The sequence below is a fragment of the Streptomyces sp. SID12488 genome (assembly GCF_010548275.1).
In the GTDB taxonomy this organism is placed as follows: Bacteria; Actinomycetota; Actinomycetes; order Streptomycetales; family Streptomycetaceae; genus Streptomyces.
This window is the reverse complement of sequence record NZ_JAAGLT010000134.1, coordinates 1-393: the sequence shown is the minus strand read 5'-3', so window position 1 is coordinate 393 and position 393 is coordinate 1. Positions and strand designations below refer to the sequence as shown.

1 protein-coding gene is annotated in these 393 nt (G+C 65.6%); it reads right to left on the bottom strand.

All coding sequences use genetic code 11. The features are described from left to right. The coding region (locus G3I56_RS42850) for a dihydrofolate reductase family protein (protein WP_164418963.1) at positions 1-393 on the bottom strand (393 nt) is incomplete at both ends.

The following is a 393-nucleotide window of genomic DNA, read 5'->3' as shown; positions in this document are numbered from 1 at the left end:
CGTCTCGTGCTCGACGAGCCGCAGCTTCTGGGTGTCCTTGTCCGTGTCGCTGAACAGACGCTTGCCCGCGCCGAGCAGGAGCGGGAAAACAAGCAGGTGGTATCGGTCGATCAGACCGGCGTCCGAGAGACCCCGGTTGAGGGCGGCGCTGCCGTGCACGATGACCGGCCCGCCCTCGGTCTTTTTCAGTTCGGCGACCTCGTCGAGCGACCGCAGGATCGTCGTGGGGCCCCAGTCCGACACCAGGTCGTCCTCGGTGAGAGTGGTGGAGACGACGTATTTCGGCATCACCTTGTAGTCGGCGAAATCGTCCATGCCCGGCCAGACCGCACTGAACGCCTGATAGCTGGCCCGGCGCAACAGCATCGCGGTGGCTTCCTGCTGTTCCCGGCC